This is a genomic window from Streptomyces sp. NBC_00637, from assembly GCF_045161545.1.
In the GTDB taxonomy this organism is placed as follows: domain Bacteria; phylum Actinomycetota; class Actinomycetes; order Streptomycetales; family Streptomycetaceae; genus Streptomyces.
Genome location: NZ_CP109049.1, coordinates 17,608 through 38,823, shown reverse-complemented (window position 1 = coordinate 38,823; position 21,216 = coordinate 17,608). Strand labels below are relative to the sequence as shown.

Here is a 21,216-nt window from a genome sequence, read left to right as displayed (position 1 = left end):
TCACCCGCCGTCGGCGGCCTGGCGCTGCTCGAACGCCTCGATCAGTTCGCCCAGCGCACCCGGATCGCCGGCGGTGCCCACCCAGACTCCCGCCTCGGTCCACACCGGCACCTCACCGGAGTCCTCGGAGTCGAACCAGCAGACGTACGGGCCGTACCGCTCGATGACGGCCGTGGCGACGGCGGCCGGGTCGGACAGCTCCGGCGCGGTCTCCAGCACGGCGAGCGTGCTGACGGCCAGCCACATCGGCTCGTCCGGCGTGCGGGGCAGCCGGAGGTAGCCGGTGACGCGGAGCTTGTCGCCGGGGACCAGGTCGTGGATGACCGCGTGCGCAAGCTCAGAGTCGGTGACGCTGCAGGGCAGGATCATCTCGTCCGCGCGCTCGTCCGTCGGGGAGACGGTGAGGCGGAACCGCGCCGTCGACCCGTGCAGGTCGCCGGGCACGGTCTCCTCGTCCAGGAATCCGTCCAGGGCTATCGCGTCGTCGTCGGCCACGGTCAGCCGGCTTTCCGGACCGGCGCCTGGTGCGCGGCGTCGTACGCCTCCAGAACCCGCTTGGGCACCATGCCCGCGTCGGCGACCTGGTGGCCGTTGGCGCGCGCCCACGTCCTGATGGCGGCGAGCTCCTCCCGGCTGCGGCCGCTGCCCAGGCCCGCCCGGATCGGGGTGGGCGCGGCGGCCGCCGTGGTGGTGCGGGTGCCGGCCTTCACGGTGCGCAGCTCCTCCTGCGCCTTCTCCAGGTCGGCCTTGGCCTTGGCGACCTTCTCTTCGGCCTCGCGCTGGGCGGCCTCGCTGTCGCGGCGCTCGGACAGCTCGGAGAGGTCGGCGGTGATGCGGTTGGCGCGGCTGCGGACTCCGGCGGCCGGGTGCGCGGCCGCCCAGTCGAGCAGCTCCTGGACCGCGTTGGAGACGGGCAGCGCGACGACCGGGACGTCGATGGCCGGGGCGTCGGCGGCCGCGCGGGGCAGCCCGAGGACCCGGTCGGCGATGAGGTCGCTGAGCTCGCTCTCGCTGAGGCCGGTGGCCTCGCGGATGGCCTGCTCGCTGTCGCCGTTGTTGTGCATGGAGATCGCCATGGCCTCGTGCGCGGACAGGGCCGGGGCGGCGGGGGTGTTCGTCATGGTGGGTGCGTCTCCGGTTTCCGGGATGAGGGGGAGCAGGGCGGTGACGGTGTCGGTGTCGGTGGGCAGCCCGAGGACGTCCAGGAGCAACGCCATGTCGTCCTTGTCGCGGGAGCTGCGGGCGGTGACCCGGGCCGCGGCGGCGAGCTGCTGCGCCGGGTTCGGGTCCAGGGGCAGCGATTCGGCTTCGAGGGCCTCGGTCCAGTCGGTGAACATCACGCGGCCTTGCCGCTGGCGACCAGGGCCAGCACGCGCAGGTTGGACGCCGCCTGTGCGGGGGTGATCGGCTGCTTCCAGCGGTTGTACGGCGCGGGCCGGGTGGGGATGGACTCCAGCTGCAGCCGGGCGAGGGCGATGTCGCGGGCGGTCGGCGGCACGACGCGCGCCGCGCGCTGCCGCTCCCTGCGGAGCCGGTCCTGTTCGGCGACCACGCCGACCCAGTCCTCACCGAGCCTGGCCACGAGCTGCTTGCGCAGCTGCGTGCGGTCGCGCTTGGTGGTCGCCGCCCACACGCCGGTGTTGGTCAGGCCGGGGTTGGCCAGCGCCCACTTCAGGCAGTCCTTGACGATCGGGCAGCCGGAGCAGGCGTGCTTGGCCTGGACGAGCGCCTTCTCGCGGGCGCGGGGCTCCTTGTCGGTGTTGTGGACGTCCTCGATCGCGAACAGGTCCGGGCTCGTGCGGCAGCGCAGGACCTGGTCGGTCTCGGGGAAGGGGATCCGGTCGTCGGCGAGGACGATGGCCGGCGAGTTGGCGACGCCGGTGCGGTTGCCGCTCATGAGGTGCCCTCCGGAGCGAGGTGGGGGAGCTGGAGGAGGACCTGGTCCACGAGGTCCTGCGGCGGGCGCCACGGCCCGAGCTGTCCGCGCAACCACGGGATGGGCAGCGCGAGCTCCTGGACGTCGGCGAGGACCAGGTGGAACGCGTCGGCCTGCGCCCACTTCGAGCACGGGGCGGTGCCGGCGGCGTCCTGGTGGCAGTCGGTGAGGCGGGCGACGCCGATGACGGCCCGGGTGTGCAGGGCGCGGCCGCGGATGGCGGTGGCGACCAGCGGGTCGCGCATCGGGGCGCGCTCGGTGGCCTGCCCGGCGTGCAGCAGCACCAGGCCGCGCCAGGACCAGGGGGCCGGACGGTTCTCCACGTCCTTCCCGGCGAGGATGCAGGTCGTCCAGGGCTGGCGGATCGTGATGCCCCGGATCCAGGTGCCCGGGTCGACGGTCGGGGTCTCGCTCATGCCGCCCGCCCCAGGGAGTTGGTGCCCGGCCGCCCGGCGCGGCGACCGTTGATGGAGGGCACCGTGGCGTGCTGCGGTCCGGCGAGGACCGCGCGGCCGGTGTGCTTGCCCGCGTACATCGCGGCGTCGGCGGCCCGCTGGAGCACGGACAGGTCCGTCGTGCCGAGCACGTCGGGACAGGCCGCGCCGACCGACGCGGCGACGTCGACCAGGACGCCGCCCTCGACCTCCACCGGCTGCGCGAGCAGCTGCGTGAGCTGGGCGAGACGGAGCTCGCGACGGGCCGGACCGATCCGGACCGCGACGGCGAACTCGTCCCCTCCGAGCCTGCCGACCGCCCCGCGGCTGCCCGCCCATGCGGTGAGCCGGGTCGCGGTCGCGGCCAGGACGCGGTCGCCAGCGGCGTGCCCGCCGGGCCCGTCGTTGATCGCCTTGAAGTGGTCCAGGTCCACCAGGACCACCAGGGCGCTGTGGCCGTACCGGTCGGTGATCTGCCGGGCCTTGGCCGTGTAGCCGTCGCGTCCGAGCAGCCCAGTGAGCGGGTCGCGGCGGGCGGCGGACAGCTTCCGGTGCAGCGCGAGCGCGTGCACGGTCCAGCCGGTCAGCGGCACGGCGAGCGTGGTGATGAACAGGGCGCGATTTCCCGAAGGGGCCTGTACGCGCACGGTGGAGGCCATACTGGTCTCTCCCTCTCGTCTTGTACGGGATGGGTGGCCCGAGGCAGGCGACGGTTTCCACACCTGGTGCGCCTGCCTCGGGGCGTATCTACAGCTCGTAGGGCTTCGTGCGGGTCCAGCTGTCCGGGTTGGACCAGCGGCCGGCCTTCGCCGCCGCCCAGTCCAGCTCCCAGCCGTCGCGGACCCCGCGCGCTCCCCAGCCCCCGTCCTGCTGGCCGGGGATCTCGAGTCCGGCCTGCCGCGCGGCGTTCGCCGCGTCGTAGACCTGGTGGGCGCGGGCCAGGGCCTCGTCGACCGAGGACGCCTTGCCGGTGAAGACGTGCACACCGTGCTGCGCCCGGCTGGTGTCGTGTATCGGGACGTCAACCTCGTAGAACTCCAAGTGCGGCATGACGCCCTCTCCTTCCTGTCGCTGGTCGTGGCGGAACACCGCGACCGCCCCGGCCGGGAAGGCCGGGGCGGCACGGAGGAACGCCGCGTGCGCGGGAGGGGTCAGCGCTTCACGGCCTCCGCGACGATCAGGGCGTGGTCGAACGCGAGGTCCGGGAGGGCGGCCAGCGGCCACCAGCGGGCGGCGGTGGCGTCGTCCCCGGCCGTCGGCTCGACCAACTCGGGCAGGGTGGCGGTGTAGGCGACGCTGACGTAGCGGCCGCGCGGGTCACGGCCGGGAGCGTCGTAGGCGCCCACCTGCCGCAGGTCGGCGGCCGGGACGCTGATGCCGGTCTCTTCCTCCAGCTCGCGCGACCCGGCGGCCAGGCTGGTCTCTCCCCTGTCCACATGACCACCCGGCAGCGCCCAGCTGCCCTTGAACGGGTCCCAGCCCCGCTCGATCAACAGGACGTGCCCGGCGGCGAGCAGGACGACGTCGGCGGTGTAGCGGATCGTCTCGTCGGTGGTGACGGTGGTGGTGTCGGTGCTCAAGAGGTGTCTCCTGGTTTCGGGTCGGGGCCCCGGCCTGGTGGCCGGGGCGGGGCAGCAGCGTCAGGCCGGGACGGGGGCCGGGGTGTCGAGTGCGGCACCGAGCAGCAGGGCGCGGATCGACTGCTCGTACTCGCCGTTGCGGATCCGGTCGAACATGAGCTGACCGGCGACCAGGCAGCGGGCCCGCAGCTGGATCAGGGCGACGGCGTGCGGGTCGGCGCCGGCAGCGGTCGCGGCCTGCGCGGCGGCGTCCCCGGCGAGCTGGTTGGCCGCCTGGAGGCCGGCCTCGCGCCGGGAGTACTGCGCCCGGCAGTACGCCCAGGAGGTCAGGGCCCGGGTGTCGTCCACCCGCGTCTCCCACGCCTTGTACGTGCGGCGGGTGCCTTCGGGGTCGGCGGCCCACTCTTCGGCCCACTGCCGGGCGAGGTCGGGCAGTTGGGCGAGGACGGCCAGGGTCTGCGCGCCGCGGTGCCCGAACGCCCGCCACGCCTCGGTCTCCTCGACGACGCGGATCTGCTGGGACATCAGCCAGTACGGGTAGTAGTCGCCGCCCCAGTTGCCGGTCTCCCCGAGCGGCTCCACGATCCAGAGCCGGACCGGCCAGCCGTCCTCGATGCGCTCCAGGATCTCGCCGGGCCGGGTGTACATGTGGAAGTAGCTGAACGGCTTGTCGGTGTACCACTTCTGGCCGGGGCTGGGGTGGTCGATGGTCTCGCCGATGTGGTCGGCGAGGTTGACGGTCGGGATGGTCTCGCCCAGGCCGCTGTAGTAGCGGGCGAGGTGGTTGTCGGTGGGCGGGACAGTGCCGTCGGGCCGGGTCGCCATGTAGTGGACGACGGGGCGGGCGCTGCGTGCCATGGGTTCCTCCAGGTCGGTCAGGACGTGCAGGTGGGTGGGGTCAGCGGCGGGTGCCCAGGCGCAGGGCGCCGGACGTGGCCAGGAGTTCGGAGATCGGGTGCACCGCGGTGAAGCCCTCGCGGTGGAGCTGGTCGGCGTCGGGCAGCAGCTGGTGGTGCTCGCGCACGATGTGCAGTGGGACCACGCGGTCGCGTCCGGCGTTCTGGGCTTCCACCGTCGGCAGCGGGACGTCGAACAGGACGGCGACGGCGGGCCGCTGCCAGTAGCGGGCGCGGGCGAGCAGACCGGCCCTGACGTGCGGAACACGTTGGTTGAGTCCACCAGCGCGTTCAAGCCTCGGGAGAGGCGGGCGTCCAGGAGCAGGTTCTGGATCTCGGCGGCGACCGGGGTCGCGGACTGGTCGGCCTCGGAGTCGGTGGCCAGGCGCCGGTAGACGTCCAGGCAGACGCGCCAGCTGTCGGGGTAGCGGGCGGCGAAGGTGGACTTGCCGCTGCCCGGAGGCCCGACCAGCGTGCAGAGGACGCCGTCGGGGAGGTTCAGCAGGTCGTTCATCACAAGGGGCCTCCTGCGGGACTGCGGCTGATGGGTCACCGCGCCGTCCCGGCCGGGAAGGGCCGGGGCAGCACGGTGGCGCGTCAGATCACAGGCGCCGGGCGAGGTCGGCGGTGATGCGCTCGGCTTCGGCTCCGTCGACGAGGATCTGCGCCTGGAGCTTGTTGGCCTGCCGCTTGCTGAGCGGGTTGACGTTCATCTCGTGCCGGACCCAGGCGATACGGCGTTCGCGGGCGCCGGAGCGGATGAGCTGGTCGACCTCGACGAAGCCGCGCAGCAGGCTCAGCTTGAGCTGCTTGGGGTCGCGCATCTTCGGGGCGTTGATCAGCATCCACATCGCGCCCTTGGGGGCGATCACCGTGGCGACGCGGAAGTCCTTGGGCTTGCCGATGATGCTCTGCTGCACGCCGACGGACTTCCACGTGTTCTCCGGGACGCCGGCGGCTTCGCCCTGCGCCTCGTTGGCGAGGGAGAGCAGCAGGCGCGGCTTGGTCAGGATGATCGTGACCGCGCCCAGCGGGCGGCGTCCGAATTGGTCGTGGACCAGCTTGCGGACGGACGGCGCGTAGGAGGTGACGCGCTGTTCGGCGGTGCGGGAGACGAACGCGCCGTAGCGCAGCACGCTGAGCTGGGAGGGCCTGCTCTTGGTCGCGGGCATGGTCGGTCCTCTCGATGGCGGGGCAGGGGGTGGGCTGATTGGCCACCGCACCGCCCCGGCCGGGAAGGGCCGGGGCGGAACGGGTAGCCCGTCAGGCTTCGAGGGCCTTCAGGTGGTTGTCGAGTTCGGCGATCGTGTCCGCGACCGTGTCCTCGGTGTCGCCGGTCACCGGGACTGCGGGGAGACCGGCGGCGCGGGCGGCGAGGCGATGGCGGATCTGCTCGACGTGGGTGATCGGCACCGGCTGGTCGCCGTCACCGGTCAGCAGCGTGAAGCGCGCCGCGTCGCGGCCGTAGTCGTTCTTCTCGGTGCGGTAGTGCAGCCAGACACCGGGGGCGAGGAAGAAGGACGCCGTGGCGTCCTCGTAGCCGCGCCACCGGTCCTCGGTCCGCAGGAAGCCGTCACCCTTGTCGATCCCCCACGCGTCGTCGGCGGCGCGGGAGGCGGCGTCGTTCTCGGTGGCGGTGGCGACCTGCGCCAGGCCCTCGGAGAGGGTGGCCGGCGCGGCCGGGGCGGTGCGCCTGCGCGTGGTGATCGGCTGGGCGGTGCTGCGGGCCTTGGTGAGCAGGCGGCGCAGCGGGGTCAGGAACAGTTCGGCCAGGGAGTTGACGGCGACGGCGGCCACGACCGCGACGCCGCCGGCGAAGGCCAGGCGCCAGTCGCCGGACCAGGTGTCGGGCGAGTAGGTGTAGCCCGCCCAGGCGCCGATGGCGCCGCCGATCACGACGGTGACCATGTCCAGGCCCTCGGTCGCGGCGTCGGCGACGGTGAGGGTGGCGCGGCGAACAGCTCGGTTCATGATGGTGGGGCTCCTTCTTCTGTCGGATGCGCTCTGGTGGGGGAGGGGGCGTTGCTCCGGGGCGGCCGGGTTCGATGCCTGCGGCCGCCCCGGGCGCTCAGCTGGCCGCGTGGAGAGCGGCGGTGGTGCGGACGGTGTCGGCGAGCAGCACGGTCATCTCGTGGCCGTGGTCGACGGCGTCCTCCAGGCGCTCGATGAGCTCCGGGGGCAGGCCGCGGTTGCGGGCGCCGACCAGCAGGCCCTCGAGGTAGAGGACGTCGGCCAGGACGCGGCCGCGGACGTCCAGGACGCAGGGCTGCACGTGCAGGACGTCGCCGTTCTTCGCGGTCGCCAGCTGCGCGTGGTCGGCGGCCTCGGTATACGCGGCCTCGGTCTGCTCGATCAACAGGCCGTCGGCGTCGGTGGTGTCGGCGTAGGCGCGGCGCCAGCCGAAGCGGGCGGCGGCGGCTTCCATGAGGGAGCGGCGGGCGAGGGACACGGTGACCTCCGGGGGAGGGCCGGTCGTCCGGTCTCTGCTGACCGGACGGACACCGCGTCGCCCCCGGCCGCCGTCGTGCGGCGGGCGGGGACGCGCGGAGAGCGCCGGTCAGTTCTCCGGGAGGCGGCGGGCGTAGTAGGAGACGTAGTCGCTGTACTGGCTGCGCTCGATGCGTGCGATCTCCGGCTCGTCGACGACCAGCTGGTTGAGCACGGCCACGATCCAGTCGTTGGTGCGCTGGAGGGTGAGGCGGATCAGGTCCAGGTCGGACACCCACAGCTGCGTGTCCTCGTCCCGGCGGCGGGACCTGCGGACCCAGGCGTGCAGCTGCTCGCGGACGGTGTCGTCGTCCGGGCGGGCGGGGATGTCGCGGGGCAGCGCCCGGCAGGCCGTGGCGTGCTCGTTGGCCACCGTCGCGGCGTCGGGGAGGCCGTAGCGCGTGCTGCAGGTGCGCTTCCGCTTCGCGGTGGCGTAGTGGCAGCCGAGGCAGGCGACGGAGTAGTAGGTGCCGGACGGGCCGTCGTCGGTGGTGTACACGAGGACGACCGCGTGCGCCTGGTTGTAGTACCGCTGGGCGATGGTGACGCCCTCGGGCTTCCAGGTCTCGCCGATCTCCGGCCACGGCTCGGGGGCCGGCGCTTCGACGGGCTCGGGGCGGCGGGCGAACAGGGCGAGGGACATGGTTACTGCTCCTTCTGGTCGGCCTGGGCGTGGATGCGGGCGGCGGTGCGGCGGGCGGCGGCGATCACGAACGGGATGGCGAGCGCGCCGGCGATGCTGGCGTAGCTGATGACGAAGCTGGCGGCGGTGCTCACACCAGCACCCCGATCGCGGCGACGGTCAGCAGGGCGAGCGCGGCGAGGATGACATCGACCGCGAGGGCCAGGCGCCGGAACTTGCGGACCGCGAGGGTCGACAGCGCCTTCACACGGGCGGGGCGGTGGTCCTGGCCCATCGCCTCCTGGAGCTCGTTCTCCTCCAGGCGTGCCCACTGCGGGAAGGTGCCCGGCGCGGGGCGGCCAGGCACGGTCAGGCAGGGCCGGACGACCAGGAGCAGTAAGACCGCAGCGGCGGCGAGGGCGAGGACGGCCAGGGCGCCGACGACCTTCGTGAACACGGGCAGGTCTTTGTCGGCGACGCTGGCCAGACCCGCGAGGACCGCGCCGTTGAAGGCGAGCAGCAGGCTGGCCTTGCTGTCGGTGCGGGCGATCTCGCCGCTCACGGTGGCGCAGGCGGCGTCCAGGTTCCGGTCGCCGCTGATGGTGAGGGGGGCGGTGGTCACGTGCGACTCCCATCCGGGCCGGGCTGTCCGGCTCCCCGTCACCACCCGGCCCGCAGCGTGCGGGGCGGGTGGATCAGGCAGCCGTCAGACCAGGTCAGGCGGCGCGCTGGAGAGGGAGGGCGACGGCCCGGCATGTCTCCGCGTGCTCCTGCGCCCAGCGCTTGAGCTTCCCGCCCTCGTACGTGTTCTCCAGGAAGCTGGTGCGGGCGTCGGGGGAGTCGCAGACCTGCTCGCGGGTCTCCTCCTCGCGGTAGCCGCAGCCGGAGCAGAGGCTGATCAGCTTCAGGTCGACGCACTTGGAGGAGTACCCGTAGCTGGGGGCCTCGTTGGTGTCCTCGGTGACGAACAGGGTCAGGTCGATGGGCGCGCCGACCAGGTTCTGGTACCGGGCGACGACTCCCTGCGGGTTGGGCGTCGGGTGGGGCAGCTTCGCCTTGAGCTGCTCGATCTCCGCGTTCAGCTCCCGGACCTTCTGGTCGGCCCGGCGTTCGATGTCCTTCGCCCGCTTCGCAGCCCCGTCGATCAGGGCGGTGGCCTGCTGCTGCGCTCGTTGCACCGAGGTCCTGGCTTCGGCGACGCGGGCGTCGGCCTGCTGGTTGAGGTCGGCGAGCTCCTGGTGGAAGCGGGCGGTGTCCTGCTCCGCTTTCGCGGTGATCTCCTTGGTGCGGCGCTGCGCCGTCTCCAGGTCCTTCTCCAGGCGGTCGCACTTGCTCCGGACCGTGGGGAACGCGGAGGCGAGGTTGTCCAGCTCAGCGAGCCGGGCCGTGCTGATGATCCGGAACATGACGACGTCCTCTCAGCGAGCCGGGTGGTTGTGGTTGTGGTTGTGCAGGTTGATCAGCGGGCGCAGGGACAGGCCGCGCAGGGCGAAGAGGCTGCCGATCGTCCAGGCCAGGACCGCGAGGGCGGCGGCGACGGGGCGGCCGGCGGCGGGGGCGGCGTCCCAGACCATGAACACCGAGCAGGCGCCGTGTGCCGTCCAGGTCAGCCGGGCACCGACGGCGCCGGTGATCCAGGACAGGACCAGGGAGACGATGCCGACGCCCTGCCAGATGACGAACGCGCTGCTCGCCGTCAGCGGCAGGCCGACCGTGTGCGCGCTCAGGTAGGCGTGGACGGGGTCGGCGACGGTGGCGGTCCACTGTGTGAACCACGCCCAGTCCTGGTGGTGGTACCAGTCGATGCCCTTGGGGATGCCCCACTTGAGGGCGAGCAGCAGGGCGACCAGGGCGACGATGCCGAAGGCGGCGATGGCGCCGGGCGGGACGTCGGCGGTGGCCTTGATCGGCTGAGGCCGGGGCGGGGCCGGCCGCCGGGGCGGCGGGATGCGCTGGCTGTCGTCGATGGTGTCCAGCGGCGGGATGGCGGGGTCGGGCTCGTGCTTGTCGGGCTCGCTCACCGGGTTCTCCTTCACGGTGGTCGACGGCTGCGGGGTGAGGTGGTGCTGTATGTGGGCGGGCCGGGCTCACCGACTCCCCTTCACCACCCGCCGACGGGCGGGTGGATCAGGCAACCGGCAGACGCGGGAGGGAGGTTCAGGCCGCGGCGGCGAAGTGCTCGCCGGGCGGGCGCATGTAGCTGCCGGGCGCGGCCGGGGTGCCGTCGTGGCACTCCAGGCACGAGCCGAGGGTGCGCAGAGGGAGGCAGTGGTAGTACCGGCGCGAGCACTTCGGGCAGGTCTGCCGGGCAGCCATCGCCTTGTCGAGCGCGACCTCCTTAGCGAAGGTCATCGGCCGTATCGGCTTGGCCTTGGCGATCTCGTACAGGAAGGCCATGCGCTTGCCGCCCCGGCACTCGATGACCGCGACCGGGTCCTGGCCGCCGGGCCGTAAGCGCCGCTCCCTGAGTTGCCGTCTGGTCGCGAGCCCTTTCGGGGCCTGCCTCCAGCGGTGTACGGGGAGGGCGCCGGTGGGGTCGGCGTAGATGTCGACGTCCCGGACGGCCGGCGGGGACGCAGGGTCAGCGGCGGCGGCCACGGTTGTGCCCGCGGCCGGTGTGGACCTGCACCTTGGCGCGGCCCCGGGCGTTGACGTTGATCGACCGGCCAGCGCCGGGCCCGGTGACGAGCATCTTCAGCAGGACGAAGCCGACCAGGGCGACGCCGACGATGATGGCGAGCGCCTTGGCGAGCTCGAGGATGGCGGCGGCCAGGAAGTAGACGCCGACCCCGGCGACTCCGACGATGAACGCGACCAGCGCGGCCTTCACCAGGAGCGGGGAGATGTAGGGCTGCGGGGCCGGGGCGGGCGGCGGCATGTAGTACGCGACCGGCTGGCCGTTCGGGCCGGGCATCATGACGACGCCGTCCAGGCCGGCGGTCGGCGGGTAGACGACCGCGCCCTGGGGGAGCGGGACGACGTGCTGCCCGTACGCGGGGGCGGGCGGCTGCCCGTACTGGGGCGGCAGCGGCGTCGGGTAGTAGGTGGGCTGGGGCTGCTCGCCGTGAGACGGCATGATGGGGTCTCTCCTCTGCTTGGGGAGCTCGGGCGAATGTCATTTGGCGTGAGATCGCCCGGGGAGGCTTCGGCCTCTTCACCGGCCCCCGAGGTGCTTGATTCATCTCGGGGGCCAGTGGAGCCGTCGAAGCTCGGGGGCTGCGTCAGTCGGTGAGCTGGCGCCACCGCGTGGGCAGCAGCGCGTCCCGGCGCAGCAGGATCGTGGGCGGGTGCTCGGGGCCGGCCTTGGGGAGCAGGGCGACCGGCTCGGTGCCCAGGTGGGTGAAGTCGAACTCGAAGTCCGTGTCCACGGTGTCCTCTTCCTCTTCTTCGGGCCGGTGGGTCATGCCGCACCGGCGCTGTCGCTGTCGTCCTCGAAGACGTCCAGGGCGTCGGCGATGACCGACTCCTCGAATCCGTCCTCTTCCGCGAGGCGGCGCTTCGCGGTGCGGACGCGGTCTCCGACCCACGTCTCGCCCTTGCCGTACTGGTTTGCGAGGCGCTCCAGGTCCGGCGCGATGCCGGACAGCGAGCACTTCGCGATGTACCGCTCGGCTTCGTCACGCTGCTTCTCGCGCACTTCGCGAGGGACCCGGCCGCCGTTTTCCGAGGCGGTCAGGGCGGGCACCGCGCTGAGCGCGACCCCACTTTCCGAGGTACGACCGGAAGAAATCGAGGCGCGGGCGCCTGCACTTTCCGAGGTTCCGCGAGACTTGGCGGCGGCCCGCTCCAGGGCGCGCTGCCGCTTGATCTTCTCGGCTTCCTCCAGGGCGCGGGCCTCAGCCTCAGCCCTGATCCGCTCAGCCTCAGCGGCGGCTTCGGCCTCCTTGCGGAGCGCCTCTGCCTGGGCTTCGGCTTCCTTGCGCAGCGCCTCTGCCTGCGCTTCTGCCTTGACGATCTCCGCCTGGCGGGCGGCCTCACGGTCCCGTTCGGCCTGCTCCCGCTCCCACTGCTCGCGGAGGCGGCGGTCCTCGATCTCGGCTTCGGTCTTGCGACGCGTCGCCTCGATTTCTGCGGTGCGCTCGGTCAGTGCGAGCCGCTCGCGTTCTGCCTCGATTTCTTCGCGGCGGGCGCGGGAGGCGGCCTCGATTTCTGCCTGTCGACGCTCGTTCTCGAGCCTCGCGTTTTCCGCGCGTTCACGGCGGTCGGCCTCGCGTTGTGCCTCCTGACGCTTCGCGGCGGCCTCGCGTTCTGCCTCCTCGCGTTTGGCGGCGGCCTCGCGTTCTGCCTCCTCGCGTTTGGCGGCGGCCTCGCGTTCTGCTTCCTCGCGGGCTCGCTTTTCGGCGGTCTCGCGTTCCGTGGCCTTCGCGCTCTCGAACGTCGCGATGATCGCGGTCAGTTCGCCCCGCCGCCGAGTCGCGTACTTGCGGTAGCCGGTGGCGGCCTCCGCGAGCAGGATCAGCAGGGCCGGGGCGACGGAGTGGAGCAGGATGCCGCCGGCGTCCGGCTTCTGCGGGATGAAGTGGAAGTGGCCGTCGGGGTAGAGCGACGTCCAGCAGTTCATCACCCAGGTGGAGAGGCCGGCGGTCCAGCGCAGCAGGAACGGCCAGCCGCCGGGCTTGTAGTCCCCGCCGTGCTCCGCGAGGACACCGTCGACGTACAGGACGGTGATCAGGGCGAGGCTGGCCAGCGGGTCCAGCATCCAGGCGATGTACCAGGGGATCTCGTGGGAGACGCCGAACCGGGTCACATTCACACAAGTGAAGATCAAAGCGCCGCCCCCGAGGGTCAGCAGCGCCTTGGTGACCATGGCCAGGACCTCGTCCAGCTTGGCGATGGACTTGCGGGCCTTGTTGGCGTCGTCCGCACTGACGGGCGCGGCGATTTTGGGCGGCCCGGCCTGCTTCGGCCGGGGAGCGGTCGGGGCGCTCATTGGCTACCTTCCGTAGTGTGCGGAGGGAGTGTGCGGCGCACACTGCACAGGGTGCAAACCGGGATCAATCACCTGTGTGCGGGTCTGCACACTGGAAATTCCCTAGGGGAGGGAGGGGCCGCACAGTGCGGTGTGCGCTGTGCGACCCCTCCCGGGGATGGTGACTCTCAGTTGCCGTTTTCGAGCGGGGAGCGGATCAGGTCGTACGATCCGTAGCCCTCCTCGGACTCGTCCTTGGCGATGACGCCGTCGTCCAGGAGCTGCTTCTTCAGGCGGTTCCACCAGTCGCGGGCGCCCTTCTTGTTGACCCGCATCCACAGGTCGTTGAGCTCCTTGGGCTCGAAGTTGTCTTTGCCTTCGCGCACCCAGGAATCCAGTCGGGCAAAGATGGCGTCCCTGGTGTCCTCGGGGGAGAGCTTCTCCTCGTCGGCGACCGCGCCGGGCAGCTGGAAGACCGGGGCGTCGGCGGCCGGGGCCTCGATCTCGGTCTCGACGCTGAGGTGGTCGTACGCGCCGGGCTCGGGGTCGGCCTCCAGGATCTTCCGCAGTTCCTCGTCCAAGTCCTCGGTCTCCTTCGCGAGCAGGTCCGGGTCGATCTCCACGTCCTCGTCCTCCTCGTACTCGTCGGCGTCGTACTCGGAGGCCGTGTCCGTCGCCGGGGTGGCGGGGGCGGCCGGCTGCTGGGGGAAGGCGCCGGATCCGTCGGCGTCGCCCTCCAGGAGCGGGGTGGTGTAGAAGGTGCGGTTGGTCCACAGCGCGCCGAACGCCTCAGCGGTCGTGGCGTCCATGGGGGTGCGCACGTTCATGCCCGCGGTGACGGCGGCTGCCAGGGTGGGGCGGTCGGCGTTGTAGGTGCGGGCGGTGACCGCCCAGCGGTCTTCGGCGATGCCCATCCCGGCCGCGTACAGGTAGCCGGGCTTCCTGTTCGCCCAGCCGGGGAAGGCGCCGGCGTCGATCGCCTCGGGCGGCAGGACGTACTGGGCTTCCGCGCCGTCGGACAGGCCGTAGGCCATACCGGCGGGGTGGTTGGAGCGCGCCGTGGTGTCCATCTGGTCGTGCGTGGCGCGCTGGATGGAGGAGAGGAACCAGCCGCCGGTGGAGCGCAGGGTGCGCAGCACCTTGCCGTACGCCTCACCGTCGGCGAAGTCGGCGGCCTCCTCACCGATGATCAGCAGGAAGTTCAGGCCGCAGCCCGGCTTCCACTTCGCCAGGCCCTTGGCCGCGAGGTACTCGCCGCGGGCCTTGATGACGGTGTGCATCTGCTTGAAGAACCGGCGGGCGTCCTTCTCGTTGGTGATCACCATGTCGGCGGCGTGCCGGACGTGCCCGTAGTCCTGCATGAACTTCGAGCAGTTGATGACGATGACGGACACCTCGGTGCGGGTGGCGGCCTCGGTCACGATGATCGAGTTGCCGACCGTCTTGCCCGCGCCGTTGACGCCCTGGGCGACGCAGTGCTCTACGTTCTCGCCGCCCTGGACCTCCTGCGGGTCGTTGAGGATGCCGGGCAGGTTGAGCTTGAGCGTCTCGCCGTCCTCGTACCGTCCGAGGTTGATCGGCAGGTCACCGAAGCCGGCGCCGAACGCGGACGGGCCGGGCCAGGCGAAGCCCTCCTTGAGGAGGTCGGCGACCTGGACCCGCATGGTGATCAGCGAGGCGTCGTCGTCGTCGACGGTGTGGGTGATGCGGCCCTGTCCGAGCTTGAGCGCGGAGGTCATGGCGGGGATACGGCGGGCGAACTCGTCCGCCGTGGCCCCGTCCTTCGCCTCGATCTTGGCGACGACCGTGCCCTTGCCGTTGGACTTGGCCTCCTGGAGCTCGTGCTTGGCCAGTCCGATCTCGGATTCGAGCTTGGCCCACTTGCCGTCGGCCTTCTCGCCCGAGCCCTTCTTGTACAGCGCCGACCAGAGGTGGTTGGCGATGCACAGGCCGGACCCGGCGAGCATCCAGGCGCCCATCGTGGCGCCGGACTCCAGGCCCACCACGGTGCCCAGGGTGACCCCGGCCGTGGTGGCGACGGCGTTGACCTGGTGGAGGTAGCGCACGTCCTTGTCGCGCTTGGCCTTGTGGTCCATGTGGTTGATGAACTTCGACAGGGCCGCGCCGGTGCCGGCCAGACCGAGCGCGGCGAGCGCCAGGGAGGCCGGGGTGGTGGCGAGCAGCACGTGGGCGGTCTCAGCGACGATGCAGCCGCCGATGTTGATGCCCCACGGCCCGCCGTAGGTGACCCATGCCTTCTTCGAGGACTCCTGCTCCTCTTCGGTACGGGTGTCGATCTTCTTCGCTCGTGCGGAGATACGGCGAGCCATCACGCTGCCCTTCCGGCCTCGCCCGGACGCCCGGCGGCGCCCTTGGGCTTGTCACCGATGGAGAATCCGGGCTTCTTCGAGCCCTTGCCCTCGCGCGCCTTCCGCTCAGCCTCGATCTCGGGCTGGATGAAGTGCTTGACGAAGGAGGCGTACATCTTCACGCCGCTCAGCCCGAGGACCTTCGCGGCGGACGCGCCGCCCTTGAGGTGGGCGGAGACGAGCTTCGCGCGGATCTTGGACTGGGCACCGAAGGTCCACCACTTGCCCTTGTACTGGGCGAGGATGGCGCCGACCATGTCCGCGTCCATGCCGATCCGCATGTGGAGCTCCAGGCCGATCGCCCGCAGGATCCGGGCGTACTGGTAGAGGTCGCGGTCGCTCGTGAACTCGATCTTCTCCAGCTGCTTGATGAGCTCCGAGAGGTTCGAGCCGAGCTTCTCGCCGCTGTCGCTGTCACTCATGTCGGGGTGGTTCCTTCCAGGTCGGGAGTTGTGCGGGCGGGTCGGGGGCTGTCACCTCCCCGCGGTCCCGCACCTCGCGGTGCGGAGCCACGGGCAAGCGGCAGGAATCACTTGCTGTCAGCGGCGTTGGCGTTGGAGATCGCCGTACCGATGCCGTGGCCCATGCCGTCGATCGCAGCCGCGAGCGGCGACGTCGCCAGGGCGTAGCCGCAGATGAGCGCGGCGATCAGGACGCCCGCTCGCATGTCGGAGCGCCAGAACAGCCAGGTGGCGCCACCGGCGAGCAGGAAGAGGGGCAGTGCAATCACGAGGTCCTCCAAGGACGGGGAGTCGGGGAAGTGCTCTCCAGCCGCGAGGGCCGAACAGAGCTGGGGAAGCGGGTGCTCCTTCGCTCTCCACCGCCACCGGACCGCGCGGGGCGGGCCGGTGGCGACTGGGCAACGCAGGAAGCGGAGCGGGGTCAGCGGGCCAGGAGGACCGCGGCGATGACGATGAACGGCCCGGCCATGCCGAGCAGGTAGAGGAACCGCATGTCGCCTTCTTCCAGGGGGAGTTGACGGGGTCAGGCAGCGGAGCGGGCCCGGTTGCGGGCGGCGCGGCGCTTCATGGCGCGGCGCTCGTCCTCGGACAGGCCGCCCCAGACGCCGTCGTTCTGGCCGGCCTCCAGCGCCCACTGCAGGCACTGCTCCATGACCGGGCAGCGGCGGCAGACCGCCTTGGCCTCCTCGATCTGCAGGAGCGCCGGTCCGGTGTTGCCGATGGGGAAGAACAGTTCGGGGTCTTCTTCGCGGCAGACCGCGTTGTGGCGCCAGTCCATCGCGGTCACTTCCCGCTGCGGGCCCGGCGCAGGGCCTCTTCGATGATCGGGTCGGTGGGCTGGTCGTTCTGTGCGACGCTGAGGGAGTTCAACAGGGCCTCCATACAGGTCCTGGACAGCCCCGGGGGGTCCGATCCCTGGGGCTGTCGCGGTTGGTAGAGCGGGGTTCCTCCGCGCTCTCCACCGCCCACCGAACGACCCGAAGGCCGGCGGTGGGCGACTGGGCAGCGCGTGGCTGCAAAACAGGGGGCGCGGCCTCTGCCGCCGCGCTGCTCGCCTTGTGTGCTGAGAGGGAGAACGAGGTTCCCTCAGTCCCGACGCGGCTCCTCGCCTCGGCTGGGACCGGGTGCCGAGGGTCTGGGAGTGTGTCGCGTCGTTCTTTTACGTCGTGGGGATGTCTGCCCTCCGTGCTCTCCATCAGTAATGAGCGCCCGGTTGGTACTGCACCGGGCCGCCCCCAGGAACTGAGCGCCTGACGGGTCATCGCACGTGCTGACTGCCACCACCAGCGGTAATGGCGCCACACGACGGGTTTCCACTCACCTCCGGCCGGTGTGGACACGGCCGGTACTGCGGTGGTGGATCACGCTGTTGAGTTCTCAAGGACCAGCCGCTGCCTTCCAGAGCCAGCCCAAGGGCTGGATGTCCGGGCGGATGTTGTCGGGAGTCGCGCTTCCGGCTCCCTCATCCGGCGCCGCCCGCAGGGGCGGTTCCGGGTGGGGGAGCCGGGTCCGAAGACCCGGCGGGTGGGGCGGGGAGGATCAGGCCGCGATCGGCAGGGGGGCCGCGGCGGCCGGCCGCGTGATGCGCAGCTGCGCGGCGTAGGGGAGGAGCACGTCGACCAGGCGCTCGCGCACCAGCTCGGTGGCGGTCGGGTCGGTGGCGAGGATGTCGCGGGCGGCGAGCATTCGGTTCTCGCGGGCCTCGATCGCGGCGACGGCGGCGGTGATGTCCAGGCCGTCCAGCCGCTCGTGGGGGAGGGGGCCGGCCTCGAACATCTCCAGCGGCGTACCGAAGGCGACGTCCAGGTCCAGGTCAGCGAAGTCGGGGAGCGGCACCTCCACCGCCTCCAGGAGCGCGAGCGTCTCCGCGTCGAAGGTCTCGGTGGCGAGGCTGGCGGCGGGGCGGCTGGTGGTGTTCATGGGGTGGTGCTCCCTTCGGTAGGAGCCCGCACAGAAGCGGGTCAGGTGCGTTTGAGCAGGCCAAATAAGCGCCTTCTGGCGGTCCATCCCTTGCGGGGTGGAACACCTTGGACAGTAGTAGCACTGCGAGTGCGAGTCAACACTATGGCTGCGACCTAGCACCCTGGCTTTAGGTGTGAGAATGTGTGCATGCTTACGCGACGTGGAGAGGACGACTTCGTGACCAGCGGATACGCACTCGTGGTGCGCTTCACCCTCCGAGACACTTCGGCAGCCCGGCAGTTCGACGACCTGGTCGCCCAGACCATCGAGGGGATCCGGACCGAGGCCGGCACGCTCGTCTACGCGGTGCACACCCCGGTGGACGAGCCCCTGGTGCGGGTCTTCTACGAGCTGTACGCCGACCGCGACGCGTTCCAGGCACACGAGGACCAGGCCCACACCCAGCGCTTCCTCGCGGCCCGGGAGGAGCTCCTGAGCAACGTCGAAGTGACGTTCCTCAACGAGCTGGAGGCTCTGAGCAAGCGCCCCGGAACGGAGCAGTCGTGAAGCCGAGCGGCAAGGACGTCGATCCGCAGGATCGGGCCTTCGGGCAGCGTGTCCAGAGATTCCGGAAGGAACGGGGACGCACGCAAGCCGAGTTCGCGGCATCGCTCGGGAAGACCAGCAGCTGGCTCTCCCAGGTCGAACGCGGTGTGCAGCCGGTCCAGCGAATGGACCTTCTCCAGCAGATCGCAGACGAGCTGGGCGTGTCCGTCCAGCAGCTGCGTCCCGGCGTTCCGGCAGACGGGCCATCACAGGCACCCACCGCCCAGTCGCTCTCCAACGATCTGGACGAGACGCGCCGGCTGCTGTCCGGCCACCCCGCGCTTCAGACTCTGCTGGCCGACGCGGACGATTCCGGGCCGACGCGATCCCTTGACCTTCTGAAGAGCGACGTTGATGACCTCTGGGACCTGACCCACGCCGGTCAGCTGGCGCAGGTCAGCACCCTTGCGGTTCAGCTGCTTCCCGAGTTGGAGCGCACGGTCCGGATTGATTCCGGCGAGCACCAGGGCGAGCTGTACCTGCTGCTGTCCCGGGCCTACCAGGCTCTGTCCGCGGCGTTCGTGCGACAGGACGAGGCGGATGCCGCCTGGGTAGCCGCTGACCGCGCGGTCCTCGCGGCCGAACGGTCCGGCGATCCCCTGCACGTCTGTGCCAGCGTGTTCCGCATGGTGCAGGCGTTCGTCCGTCTGCGCAGCCTCGGCCAGGCCGAACACGCTGCCCAGACCGCGATCGACGCCCTGGGAGAGCAGGGCAGCCAGTCGCCGGAGTCCTTGTCCGTCCTTGGCTCCCTCCACCTGGCCCTGGCGCTCGTCCGAGCCCGTGCCAGCGCGCGGACCGAAGCCAAGGAAGAAATCGACAAGGCCCGCGCCATCGCCGCGCAGCTCGGTGAGAACCGCAACGACTTCAATCTGGAGTTCGGCCCGGTCAACGTCGAGATCCAGGCCGTCAGCACCGCGGTGGATCTGGGCGACGCTGGCGAGGCACTGGACATCGGTCTCGCCATCGACGCCACCGAACTCTCGCCCGAGCGTCAGGGCCGACTCCTGATGGACTTGGGTCGCGCCCACGCGCAAAGGCGACACGGCGGCGAGGCTCTCCGCTGCCTGCTGGACGCTGAGACCATCGCTCCCGAGATCATCCAGACCCACCAGGCCGCCCGCGCAGCCATTCGAGAGCTCGTCTTGGTGGCAGGTCCGAACGCATCGCGTGAACTGCTGGAACTCGCGGAGAGGGCGGCCGCCTTGGACTAGTTCGGATCCGCTGTGATGGTCGATAGCCACTGGTCTGCACCCCCTGCCAACCGCGTCGTTGTGTGGGGGCAATCACACCGGCGGCGGCAGAGATGGAACATCACAGAGGCTTGTCGAAGCCCGTGCACACTTCCGTTCACGGGTTTTCAACATCCACGTACACATGGGATTTGGGGCCCGAGCTCTAGGCTCGCGCCCATGACGATGACGGAGGGGCAGAGGGTGGGGAAGCAGCGAGCAGGGTGGAGGCCGGACCGGCTTCGAGAGCAACGTGAGGCCCACGGCCTGACCCTGGAGAAGGCCGGCGAGCGCCTCCGGGCGGTTGCCGAGCAGGCCAAGCTCAAGGGCATCCCCGCCGCGAATCCTCAGACCCTGTGGCAGCACGAACAGGGCGAGGTCTTCCCTGGCCCCCACTACCGGCGCGCCTACTGCCTCCTCTACCGGGCCACGGAACCCGACTTGGGGTTCCGCACTGCCTTGCCCGGTGAGGAGTCCTCCTTCAAGCTCACGCCGCTGGACGACCGCCTCAACGGATCGCACGTTTTGGCTGTTGAGCGCGCAATTCATCGCATCGCGCCGGGCTCCGACGAGGCCGACCACTTCGACCTGCAGCAGCGAATCATCGACGCATGGAAGCGCCGGCACACGGGTGGGGACCCGCACCGCCCCGTACTCATCCTGGTCGGTGGCTTCGCCGGGAGCGGCAAGACGGAGCTGGCGAGGTTTTTCGTTCAGCTCACCGGCTGGCCGCTGCTCGACAAGGACCCGCTCACCCGCCCGCTGGTGGAACGCCTCCTGGTCGCGCTGGGCGGCGACGCGAACGATAGGCACACCGACCTCTACCGCGAGAAGGTCCGGCCGGTGGAGTACGACTGCCTGATGCAGTCGGCCATGGCCAACATCAAGTGCGGCATCTCCACCGTGCTGACCGCTCCGTTCATTGCCGAGATGACCGACCCGGACTGGATGCAGCGCCTGGCCAACCGCGCGGGCTCGATGGGAGTCGACGTCTTCCCCGTATGGGTCCGCTGCGACGAGGAGTCGATGCGCGAGTACATCGGATTCCGCTCCGCAGCCCGGGACGCGTGGAAGCTCCAGCGGTGGGATGAGTACATGGCCACGATCGACCTCGACCTGCGCCCGGCAGTTCCGCACCTGGTCGTCGACAACCGGCTGGGCACCGCGGTGACGCTCGCGGACCAGGCCCGGCAGGCGATGGGGGCGATGTACTCATGACCGGACGTCAGGGCGTGATCCTGTACGGCCCGCCGGCGGCGGGCAAGGACACCGTCACCGCCGCGCTCACCGAGCTGAACTCGCGGTACGCGCAGTTCGCGCGGCTCAAGGTCGGGTCCGGCAAGTCGGCCGGCTACCGGATGGGCACCGCGGAGCAGCTGCACGAGCTGGAGGCCGCGGGCGACGTCGTCTATGCGAACACCAGGTACGGCAACACCTACGTGATCGACCGGCCCGGCGTCGACGCGGCGCTCACGGCCGGGGTGCCCGTGGTGCACCTCGGGCAGATCGACGGCATCCGTGCGCTGGTCGACGGCTACCCGGCCGACTGGTCGGTGGTGCTGCTGTGGTGCCCGCGCGAGGTGACCGAGCAGCGGTCGGCGGGGCGCGGCGACAGCGACACCGCGGCGCGCTTGGCGGCGTGGGATGCGACCCGCGAAGACCTGGATGCACACCCGGATACGGCCTGGGACCTGACCGTGGACACCACGGCGGCGGCCCCGCAGGACGCGGCTCGACTCATCGACCAGCTGCTGGCGCAGCGAGCGGGGGCCGCGTCGGCATGAG

30 protein-coding genes and 1 pseudogene are annotated in these 21,216 nt (G+C 71.2%); 4 read left to right on the top strand and 27 right to left on the bottom strand.

What is annotated here, in order from left to right; translation table 11 throughout:
* The 27 genes and pseudogenes from OG440_RS41505 to OG440_RS41375 form a co-directional block, all read right to left on the bottom strand.
* Nucleotides 1–495, bottom strand: coding sequence for a hypothetical protein (locus OG440_RS41505; RefSeq protein WP_331738005.1), 495 nt, complete (start codon nucleotides 493–495; stop codon nucleotides 1–3).
* 2 nt (nucleotides 496–497) lie between these two features.
* Entirely contained in the window at nucleotides 498–1,337 is an 840-nt protein-coding gene (locus OG440_RS41500; protein WP_331738003.1) for a histone-like nucleoid-structuring protein Lsr2, read from the bottom strand.
* Entirely contained in the window at nucleotides 1,337–1,897 is a 561-nt protein-coding gene (locus OG440_RS41495) for a WhiB family transcriptional regulator (protein WP_331738001.1), read from the bottom strand. Before OG440_RS41495 ends, OG440_RS41500 begins: the two co-directional genes overlap by 1 nt.
* Nucleotides 1,894–2,352, bottom strand: coding sequence for a hypothetical protein (locus OG440_RS41490; RefSeq protein ID WP_331737999.1), 459 nt, complete (start codon nucleotides 2,350–2,352; stop codon nucleotides 1,894–1,896). The genes OG440_RS41495 and OG440_RS41490 overlap by 4 nt, the downstream gene beginning before the upstream one ends.
* Nucleotides 2,349–3,029, bottom strand: a complete 681-nt coding sequence (locus OG440_RS41485) for a GGDEF domain-containing protein (RefSeq protein ID WP_331737996.1) — start codon at nucleotides 3,027–3,029, stop codon at nucleotides 2,349–2,351. The genes OG440_RS41490 and OG440_RS41485 overlap by 4 nt, the downstream gene beginning before the upstream one ends.
* A gap of 88 nt (nucleotides 3,030–3,117) precedes the next feature.
* Nucleotides 3,118–3,420 carry a hypothetical protein gene (locus OG440_RS41480; RefSeq protein WP_331737993.1) on the bottom strand — a complete coding sequence of 101 codons (303 nt, stop codon included), beginning with the start codon at nucleotides 3,418–3,420 and terminating at the stop codon, nucleotides 3,118–3,120.
* 101 nt (nucleotides 3,421–3,521) lie between these two features.
* Entirely contained in the window at nucleotides 3,522–3,950 is a 429-nt protein-coding gene (locus OG440_RS41475; protein ID WP_331737991.1) for an NUDIX hydrolase, read from the bottom strand.
* Between the two features lie 60 nt (nucleotides 3,951–4,010).
* On the bottom strand, nucleotides 4,011–4,808 hold the full coding sequence (locus tag OG440_RS41470) for a hypothetical protein (RefSeq protein ID WP_331737988.1): 798 nt from the start codon (nucleotides 4,806–4,808) through the stop codon (nucleotides 4,011–4,013).
* Nucleotides 4,809–4,848: 40 nt separating this feature from the next.
* Nucleotides 4,849–5,022, bottom strand: coding sequence for a hypothetical protein (locus OG440_RS41465; RefSeq protein ID WP_406011677.1), 174 nt, complete (start codon nucleotides 5,020–5,022; stop codon nucleotides 4,849–4,851).
* A gap of 95 nt (nucleotides 5,023–5,117) precedes the next feature.
* Nucleotides 5,118–5,360, bottom strand: a pseudogene (locus OG440_RS41460) (AAA family ATPase); the annotation flags it as partial.
* A gap of 88 nt (nucleotides 5,361–5,448) precedes the next feature.
* On the bottom strand, nucleotides 5,449–6,018 hold the full coding sequence (locus OG440_RS41455) for a hypothetical protein (protein WP_331737981.1): 570 nt from the start codon (nucleotides 6,016–6,018) through the stop codon (nucleotides 5,449–5,451).
* Between the two features lie 91 nt (nucleotides 6,019–6,109).
* Nucleotides 6,110–6,817: a hypothetical protein gene (locus tag OG440_RS41450; protein ID WP_331737978.1), complete on the bottom strand. Its 708-nt coding sequence runs from the start codon at nucleotides 6,815–6,817 to the stop codon at nucleotides 6,110–6,112.
* Nucleotides 6,818–6,914: 97 nt separating this feature from the next.
* The gene (locus OG440_RS41445) at nucleotides 6,915–7,295 is read right to left on the bottom strand and encodes a hypothetical protein (RefSeq protein ID WP_406011674.1); all 381 of its coding nucleotides are present in this window, start codon (nucleotides 7,293–7,295) and stop codon (nucleotides 6,915–6,917) included.
* Between the two features lie 108 nt (nucleotides 7,296–7,403).
* Nucleotides 7,404–7,976, bottom strand: coding sequence for a hypothetical protein (locus OG440_RS41440; protein WP_331737974.1), 573 nt, complete (start codon nucleotides 7,974–7,976; stop codon nucleotides 7,404–7,406).
* A 2-nt stretch (nucleotides 7,977–7,978) separates the two neighbouring features.
* The gene (locus OG440_RS41435) at nucleotides 7,979–8,110 is read right to left on the bottom strand and encodes a hypothetical protein (RefSeq protein ID WP_272924171.1); all 132 of its coding nucleotides are present in this window, start codon (nucleotides 8,108–8,110) and stop codon (nucleotides 7,979–7,981) included.
* Nucleotides 8,107–8,577, bottom strand: coding sequence for a Pycsar system effector family protein (locus tag OG440_RS41430; RefSeq protein WP_331737969.1), 471 nt, complete (start codon nucleotides 8,575–8,577; stop codon nucleotides 8,107–8,109). The genes OG440_RS41435 and OG440_RS41430 overlap by 4 nt, the downstream gene beginning before the upstream one ends.
* Before the next feature lie 94 nt (nucleotides 8,578–8,671).
* Nucleotides 8,672–9,361: a hypothetical protein gene (locus OG440_RS41425; protein ID WP_331737966.1), complete on the bottom strand. Its 690-nt coding sequence runs from the start codon at nucleotides 9,359–9,361 to the stop codon at nucleotides 8,672–8,674.
* Nucleotides 9,362–9,373: 12 nt separating this feature from the next.
* A complete protein-coding gene (locus OG440_RS41420; RefSeq protein ID WP_406011673.1) occupies nucleotides 9,374–9,976 on the bottom strand; it encodes a hypothetical protein in 603 nt (200 codons plus the stop codon).
* 136 nt (nucleotides 9,977–10,112) lie between these two features.
* The gene (locus tag OG440_RS41415) at nucleotides 10,113–10,553 is read right to left on the bottom strand and encodes an RRQRL motif-containing zinc-binding protein (RefSeq protein WP_331737961.1); all 441 of its coding nucleotides are present in this window, start codon (nucleotides 10,551–10,553) and stop codon (nucleotides 10,113–10,115) included.
* Nucleotides 10,537–11,031, bottom strand: a complete 495-nt coding sequence (locus tag OG440_RS41410; RefSeq protein ID WP_331737958.1) for a hypothetical protein — start codon at nucleotides 11,029–11,031, stop codon at nucleotides 10,537–10,539. Before OG440_RS41410 ends, OG440_RS41415 begins: the two co-directional genes overlap by 17 nt.
* Nucleotides 11,032–11,176: 145 nt before the next feature.
* On the bottom strand, nucleotides 11,177–11,359 hold the full coding sequence (locus tag OG440_RS41405; RefSeq protein ID WP_331737956.1) for a hypothetical protein: 183 nt from the start codon (nucleotides 11,357–11,359) through the stop codon (nucleotides 11,177–11,179).
* Nucleotides 11,356–12,762 carry a hypothetical protein gene (locus OG440_RS41400; RefSeq protein ID WP_406011672.1) on the bottom strand — a complete coding sequence of 469 codons (1,407 nt, stop codon included), beginning with the start codon at nucleotides 12,760–12,762 and terminating at the stop codon, nucleotides 11,356–11,358. Before OG440_RS41400 ends, OG440_RS41405 begins: the two co-directional genes overlap by 4 nt.
* A gap of 290 nt (nucleotides 12,763–13,052) precedes the next feature.
* Nucleotides 13,053–15,194, bottom strand: coding sequence for a hypothetical protein (locus OG440_RS41395; RefSeq protein ID WP_331737952.1), 2,142 nt, complete (start codon nucleotides 15,192–15,194; stop codon nucleotides 13,053–13,055).
* Nucleotides 15,194–15,655, bottom strand: coding sequence for a hypothetical protein (locus tag OG440_RS41390; RefSeq protein ID WP_037663175.1), 462 nt, complete (start codon nucleotides 15,653–15,655; stop codon nucleotides 15,194–15,196). Before OG440_RS41390 ends, OG440_RS41395 begins: the two co-directional genes overlap by 1 nt.
* Nucleotides 15,656–15,762: 107 nt before the next feature.
* A complete protein-coding gene (locus OG440_RS41385; RefSeq protein WP_406011671.1) occupies nucleotides 15,763–15,963 on the bottom strand; it encodes a hypothetical protein in 201 nt (66 codons plus the stop codon).
* 254 nt (nucleotides 15,964–16,217) lie between these two features.
* Nucleotides 16,218–16,472, bottom strand: coding sequence for a WhiB family transcriptional regulator (locus tag OG440_RS41380; protein ID WP_331737944.1), 255 nt, complete (start codon nucleotides 16,470–16,472; stop codon nucleotides 16,218–16,220).
* Between the two features lie 761 nt (nucleotides 16,473–17,233).
* Nucleotides 17,234–17,614, bottom strand: coding sequence for a hypothetical protein (locus tag OG440_RS41375; RefSeq protein WP_331737942.1), 381 nt, complete (start codon nucleotides 17,612–17,614; stop codon nucleotides 17,234–17,236).
* Nucleotides 17,615–17,803: 189 nt separating this feature from the next.
* Between OG440_RS41375 and OG440_RS41370 the strand changes: the two genes are divergently transcribed.
* From OG440_RS41370 to OG440_RS41355, 4 genes are all read left to right on the top strand, one after another.
* Nucleotides 17,804–18,163, top strand: coding sequence for a putative quinol monooxygenase (locus OG440_RS41370; protein ID WP_331737940.1), 360 nt, complete (start codon nucleotides 17,804–17,806; stop codon nucleotides 18,161–18,163).
* Nucleotides 18,160–19,413, top strand: coding sequence for a helix-turn-helix transcriptional regulator (locus OG440_RS41365; RefSeq protein WP_331737938.1), 1,254 nt, complete (start codon nucleotides 18,160–18,162; stop codon nucleotides 19,411–19,413). Before OG440_RS41370 ends, OG440_RS41365 begins: the two co-directional genes overlap by 4 nt.
* A 198-nt stretch (nucleotides 19,414–19,611) precedes the next feature.
* Complete coding sequence (locus OG440_RS41360) at nucleotides 19,612–20,649, top strand: AAA family ATPase (RefSeq protein ID WP_331737935.1); 1,038 nt, start codon at nucleotides 19,612–19,614, stop codon at nucleotides 20,647–20,649.
* Entirely contained in the window at nucleotides 20,646–21,215 is a 570-nt protein-coding gene (locus OG440_RS41355; protein WP_331737932.1) for a phosphotransferase-like protein, read from the top strand. The genes OG440_RS41360 and OG440_RS41355 overlap by 4 nt, the downstream gene beginning before the upstream one ends.
* The last annotated feature ends 1 nt before the right edge of the window (nucleotide 21,216 follow it).